Annotated in this window: 5 protein-coding genes; 2 read left to right on the forward strand and 3 right to left on the reverse strand. The window is 62.6% G+C overall.

All coding sequences use genetic code 11. The annotated features are described in order from the left end of the window. Positions 1-43: 43 nt before the first annotated feature. Complete coding sequence (locus tag M3P27_04355; GenBank protein ID MDP9267543.1) at positions 44-1,627, forward strand: acyl-CoA carboxylase subunit beta; 1,584 nt, start codon at positions 44-46, stop codon at positions 1,625-1,627. A 149-nt stretch (positions 1,628-1,776) separates the two neighbouring features. On the opposite strand, the gene thrS is transcribed toward M3P27_04355, so the two are convergent. Next, the gene (thrS, locus tag M3P27_04360; protein ID MDP9267544.1) at positions 1,777-3,744 is read right to left on the reverse strand and encodes a threonine--tRNA ligase; all 1,968 of its coding nucleotides are present in this window, start codon (positions 3,742-3,744) and stop codon (positions 1,777-1,779) included. Between the two features lie 168 nt (positions 3,745-3,912). On the opposite strand from thrS, the gene M3P27_04365 reads away from it, so the two are divergent. Further along, positions 3,913-4,605: an alpha/beta hydrolase gene (locus tag M3P27_04365; GenBank protein ID MDP9267545.1), complete on the forward strand. Its 693-nt coding sequence runs from the start codon at positions 3,913-3,915 to the stop codon at positions 4,603-4,605. A 4-nt stretch (positions 4,606-4,609) separates the two neighbouring features. On the opposite strand, the gene M3P27_04370 is transcribed toward M3P27_04365, so the two are convergent. Next, positions 4,610-5,932, reverse strand: a complete 1,323-nt coding sequence (locus M3P27_04370; GenBank protein ID MDP9267546.1) for a heparan-alpha-glucosaminide N-acetyltransferase domain-containing protein — start codon at positions 5,930-5,932, stop codon at positions 4,610-4,612. Between the two features lie 52 nt (positions 5,933-5,984). Beyond that, the coding region (locus M3P27_04375; GenBank protein ID MDP9267547.1) for an alpha/beta hydrolase at positions 5,985-6,297 on the reverse strand (313 nt) is incomplete at its 5' end.

Consider the following 6,297-nt stretch of genomic DNA (forward strand, 5'->3'; position numbering starts at 1 on the left):
GGGCTTCGTGGTTAATGGTTTCTGGGCTCTATAATCCGTGTCCATGGATCGGGAGCAGAAACTCGCTGAACTAAAGCGCCGCGACGGGCTAGCCGAAGCAGGTGGCGGCAAGGAGCGCCGCGAGAAGCAGCACCAGGCGGGAAAGATGTCCGCCCGCGAGCGCATCGAGTTCCTGCTCGACGAAGGCACCTTCGAAGAGACGGACAAGCTCGTCACCCATCGCTGCACCGATTTCGGAATGGACGAGCAGAAGATCTACGGCGATGGCTTCGTCACCGGCTATGGCAAGATCGAAGGCCGGCTGGTGTTCGTCTTCGCGCAGGACTTCACCGTGTTTGGCGGCTCGCTCTCCGAGACCAACGCGGCGAAGATCGTGAAGCTCATGGACCTGGCGATGAAGGTGGGCGCTCCCCTCATCGGGCTCAACGACTCCGGAGGCGCGCGCATCCAGGAGGGCGTGGTCTCGCTCGGCGGCTACGCCGACATCTTCCTGCGCAACACGCTGGCCAGCGGCGTGATCCCGCAGATCTCCGCCATCATGGGTCCCTGCGCCGGCGGCGCTGTCTATTCGCCCGCCATCACCGACTTCATCTGCATGGTGGATAAGACCTCGTACATGTTCATCACCGGACCCGACGTGATCAAGGCGGTCACGCACGAGGAGGTCACCAAAGAGCAGCTGGGCGGCCCGCAGACGCACAACGAGATATCCGGCGTGGCGCACTTCCGCGCGCACGACGACGCCGAATGCCTGGCGCTCATCCGTGAGCTGCTCAGCTTCCTGCCCTCCAACAACGTAGACGACCCGCCACGGAAGGTTTGCACCGACCCGATCGACCGGGCTGATGAAGAGTTGCAGACCGTGGTGCCCGCGGAATCCAGCAAGCCCTACGACATCAAAGACGTGATTCACGCGGTGATCGACGATGGCTACTTTTTCGAGGTGCACGAGCACTACGCCAAGAACATCGTGGTGGGATTCGCGCGCTTCAACGGACGTCCCGCCGGCATCGTCGCCAACCAGCCCTCGGTGCTGGCCGGCGTGCTCGACATCAACGCCAGCGTGAAGGCCGCGCGCTTTGTCCGCTTCTGCGATGCCTTCAACCTCCCGCTCATCACCTTTGAAGACGTACCCGGATTCCTGCCGGGCTCGCAGCAGGAGTTTGGCGGCATCATCAAGCACGGCGCCAAGCTGCTCTACGCCTACGCTGAAGCCACTGTCCCGAAGATCACCGTGATCACGCGCAAGGCCTACGGCGGCGCGTATTGCGTGATGGCGTCGAAGCACATCCGCACGGACATCAACTACGCCTGGCCCACGGCTGAGGTTGCCGTGATGGGCCCGGAGGGCGCGGTGGACATCGTCTACAAACGCGAGTTGGACAAAGCCAGGAAGGAAGGCTTTGGAAAACTCAAGGGCGACGACGCGGTCGCCGCGGTCCGCCAAGAAAAGATCGAACAGTTCACGGAGAAGTTCGCCAACCCCTACGTGGCGGCGGAGCGCGGCTACCTGGACGCCGTGATCGAACCGCGCGAGACGCGCAAGAAACTGATCGATGCGCTCGAGATGCTCCAGACCAAGCGTGATAAGAACCCGCCCAAGAAACACGGGAACATCCCGCTGTAGTCACCGAAGCCTAGTGGCTATCGTCTATCGTCTATCGTCTATCTTCGATCGCCTATCTGGCCTGGCAGTCCCGGGACGGCCGCTAGCCCAGGACGGCCGCAGCCAGCAGAGAGAATTTCGTCTCTTGTAACTCTAGGGATAATAGTTACTTAGAGCGTGGTGGCCTTGGAATCGATGAGCTGTTTGAGGTGCGCGGCGAAGTCTTGCGCCTTCATGTCCTCAGTCTTCTCTTTGCCGCGGGTGCGCACGTTCACGTTGCCGCTTTCGGCTTCCTTGTCGCCGATCACGAGGATGAACGGGACCTTCTGCATGGCGTGCTCGCGGATCTTGGCGTTCATCTTCTCCGAGCGCGCGTCGAGCACGGAGCGCACGCCGATATCTTTCAACATGCTCTCGACCGACGCCGCGTAACCGACGTGGCGGTCGGTGATGGGCACGATGGCCACTTGCACCGGCGCGAGCCACACCGGAAAAGCGCCGGCATAGTGCTCGATGAGCACGCCGAAGAAACGTTCGATCGATCCATAGAGCGCGCGATGGACCATCACGGGCTGATGACGCTGGCCGTCTTCGCCGACGTATTCGAGATCGAAGCGTTGCGGCAAGGTGAAGTCGAACTGGATGGTGGAGAGCTGCCAGAGGCGGCCGATGGCGTCGACCAACTTTACGTCGATCTTGGGACCGTAGAATGCCGCCTCGCCGGGGATGGTCTTGTACTCGAGCTTGGAACGCCGGAGCGCGTTTTCGAGCGAGCGCATGGCCAGCGACCATTGCTCGTCGGTGCCGGCGTAGCTGGCGCGGTCTTTGGGATCCCAGTCGGAGAGTTCCACCTGGAACTGGTCGAAGCCGTAGGTCTTCAGGACGGCGAGCGCGAATTCAATGCAGCCGACGACCTCGTCCTCGATCTGCTGCGGCGTGCAGAAGATGTGCGCGTCGTCCTGGGTAAATCCGCGCACGCGCAACAGGCCATGCATCACGCCGGAAAGTTCGTAGCGATAAACGGTGCCGAGCTCGCCGTAGCGCTGTGGCAGGTCGCGATAGCTGCGCAGATCGCTCTTGTAGATAAGGATGTGGCCGGGGCAGTTCATCGGCTTCACGCGATAGAGCGCGTCGTCCATCTCCATGGGCGGATACATGTTCTTCGCGTAGTAGCCCTCGTGGCCGGAGACCTTCCACGTGTCTACGCGCAGAATATGCGGCGTGTAGACGAGTGAGTAGCCGCGCCGGATGTACTCCTCGCGCATCCAGTCTTCCATAAGCTTGCGGATGGTGCCACCCTTGGGGTGCCAGAAGATGAGCCCCGGTCCGGCGAGTTCCTGTATCGAAAACAAGTCCAGCTGCTTGCCGAGCAAGCGATGGTCGCGCTTCTTCGCCTCCTCGATCTGGTGGAGGTAGGCGTCCATCTCTTTCTTCGAATAGAAGGAGGTCCCATAGATGCGCTGGAGCTGCTGGTTCTTGGCGTCGCCCAGCCAGTAGGCGCCGGCGAGGTTCAGCAGCTTGAACGCCTTGATGCGTCCGGTGGACGGGATGTGCGGACCGCGGCAGAAGTCCACGAACTTGCCAGTCTGATAAAAGCTGGCCTGCTCGCCCGGCTTCACGAACTGCTCGATGAAGTGGCACTTCATGAAGTCGCCTTGCTGCTTGGCCTGGGCGAGCGTGGCGTCGCGCGAAAGCATCTCGCGACGGTAGGGGATGTCCTGCTGCGCGAGCTCGGCCATCTTCTTCTCGATGGCGGCAAGGTCATCGGGCGTGAAGGGCTTCTCGCGGTAGAAGTCGTAGAAGAATCCGCTGTCGGTCGGCGGACCGTGTCCCAGCTTGGTCTCAGGGAATAGCTCTAGAACGGCTGCCGCAAGCAGATGCGCGGAGGAATGGCGGAAGACCTCGAGCGATTCGGGATCTTTTTCCGTGAGGATGCGAAGTTCGACGTCTTCGCTGAGTGGCGTGGTGAGGTCGACGAGTTTTGCTTCCGCGCCGTTATTGGAAGGGCGGATCTGCGCCACCAGCGCGGCTTGGGCGAGGCGCGGCGAGATGGAGTTGGCTACCTCGAGCGCGGTGGTCCCCTTGGGCAGCTCCTTGATGGAGCCGTCGGGGAGTTTGACTTTGATGTTGTCGGCCATGGGGGAACGGACGGGTGCGGCGAAACTTCGAGTCTAGAAGAGGTAGGTGAGGCGGTCAAACAGGGGCTGGGTGCGGGTGTGTCGGTAGGGCGGGAAAGCTTTGCGACCTTCAGCCCGAGCGTGGAATCAGTCGTCTTATCGCGAACATTAAGAAGGAGGTTCACCCCCATGAAAAACATCGTTCTGGTCCACGGAGGCTTTGTCGACGGCGCCGGGTGGGAGGGCGTCTACAAGATCCTGAAGAAGGATGGTTACAACGTCAGCATCGTTCAGAACCCGACCATATCGCTAGAAGACGACGTCGCGGTCACCAAGCGCGTTCTTGCAACGCAGGACGGGTCCGCGATCCTCGTCGGTCATTCCTATGGTGGAGCGGTGATCACCGAAGCCGGAAACCATCCGAAGGTCGCGGGGCTGGTGTACATCACCGCGTTTGCTCCGGATAAAGGCGAGTCCGTTTCCGCGCTCATCAAGGATCCGGTGCCGGGCGCGCCCGTGCCACCGATCCTGCCTCCGCAGGACGGGTTTCTATTCCTCGACAAAGCGAGATTCCCCGCTTCCTTCGCCGACGACGTGGACGCCGAGAAGGCCGCTTTCATGGCCGATTCCCAGGTCCCCTGGGGCGTGGCGGCCCTCGGCGGTGCGATCAGCGAACCAGCGTGGAAGACAAAGCCGAGCTGGTACCTGGTCGTCACCGAGGACAAGATGATCCCGCCTGCTGCCCAGCGCGCCATGTCCAAGCGAGCAGGTTCTACGGTCGTAGAGATCAAGGGCAGCCACGCCATCTACGTGTCGCAGCCCGGCGCGGTCGCGGCCCTTATCGCACAAGCGGCCAAGGGAGTGAAAGCCGCCGGCGCGTAGCCAGTTACATATAGCTCAACCACCAATCCCGGCGGCGCTGCTTCAGGCGCATGAGCCACAGGCACGGGTAATAGAGGACGAGCACGACCGCGATCCACATCAGGTAGATGAACGGAAGGTTGAAGCCGAAGCCGGGCGGCGCCGAGCCGAGCATGAAGCCGCCGCGCCAGAGGTGCGCGTGCGGCTGGCCGAAGGCGCTCGCTACCGCGATCGCCATGAGATGGATGACGTAAAGATGCAGGACGTAATAGAACATGGGCACGCGTCCGAAGACCACGAAGAAGCGCGCCACGCGCGCGGCCAGGCCAGGGCCGCTGATCCTGATGCGATCGAAGAACGAGAGCGCAATCAGCGCCGGGCCGAGCGTCATGAGCAGGAACTGGAGTGAGGGTGGATACTTCGCCACGTCGGTGAACAGGATGAAGTCGTTCGCCAGCGTGGCCTGGAGGTGGAAGTCGGCGTCGGGCAATCCGGTGCCGGCAAAGAAGTTCTGGTGCGGGTTGCCGTAGATATTCGTGGCGCGCAGCACGATAAAGGCGGCGGTCACGATGAGGCCGGCGCGCAGCGTCCAGCGCTGGCGGTCGGCGGGCGTGCGCCGCAGCACCTCGCCAAAGGCGAAACCCAGCGCCATCACACCGATCCATGGGACCAGCGGATAGAGCACGAAGAATCCGAAGGGCGCGCCGGGTGGCAGGTGCGGCTGCAGCCACGCCGGCGGTGTCAGCGGGATGAAGCCGGGCTGATGCAGTATCGTCCACAGCCAGCCAAGCTTTCCGAAGGCCGCGGGCTGCACATTGTCGAGCAGGTTGTGTCCGGCGACCATGACTGCTCCGATGGCGACGATCCACTTCGTGGGCAGCCGCACGATGGCGGAGTTGATCACCATGCTCCATCCCAGCGCCCAGAGCACGCCGCCCCAGGGAAACGGGAAGATGAAGGTCCAGCCGAAACCGACGACGGTGAATTCGAGCAGGATGAGCCACAGGCCGCGCGTCCAGAGGAAGTGCGCGATCTGGGCTTTGCTTTTGCCGCGCGCGTAACTCAAGAATGCGCCCGTGCCGGCGAGGAAGAAGAACGAGGGCGCGCAGTAATGCGTGACCCAACGCGTGATCCAAAGCGCGAAGTAGGTATGCGGCACGTCCTCGGGCTGGAAGCTAAGGTGAGTGAGGTAGTCGCGGACGTGGTCGAGCGCCATTACCACCATCACGATGCCGCGCAAGACGTCCACCGAATCGAGACGCAGCCGGCTTCCTTCTGGGGCGAGTGGGTCGGGAGTGTGGACGCCCCGCGCTTGTGGAATGTTTTCGGATTTGTGTGGCGCCGCCATCGTGGCTGCGAAGGGTAGCATCTCTCGGACGGCCAGAACGGGAAACCGTCACCTACTCTTGGTTCTCGAGGACGCGCGCGAGGAAGTGCACGAGTCGCCATTGATCTGCCAGCGTGGGCTTGCCAGCGGCCTCCACGTGCGAGATGGCCGGACTCACCAGCGTGGCGCGCAGTTGCGCGGCGGGAATCTCGCGCGCGAGCCATTCACTTTCTGCCGCGGGGATCACGTTGTCGCCTTCGCCATGCAGCAGATACACCGGGACACGCAGCCCAGCCAGCTGGGCTGCGGGCGAGACAGCGGCCATCTCGCCGGTGTGGCGCGCGATGGAACGAAGCAGCGCCGAGCGTAGCTCGGGGGTAGCGTCC

The sequence above is a fragment of the Acidobacteriota bacterium genome, assembly GCA_030774055.1.
Taxonomy (GTDB): domain Bacteria; phylum Acidobacteriota; class Terriglobia; order Terriglobales; family Acidobacteriaceae; genus JACPNR01.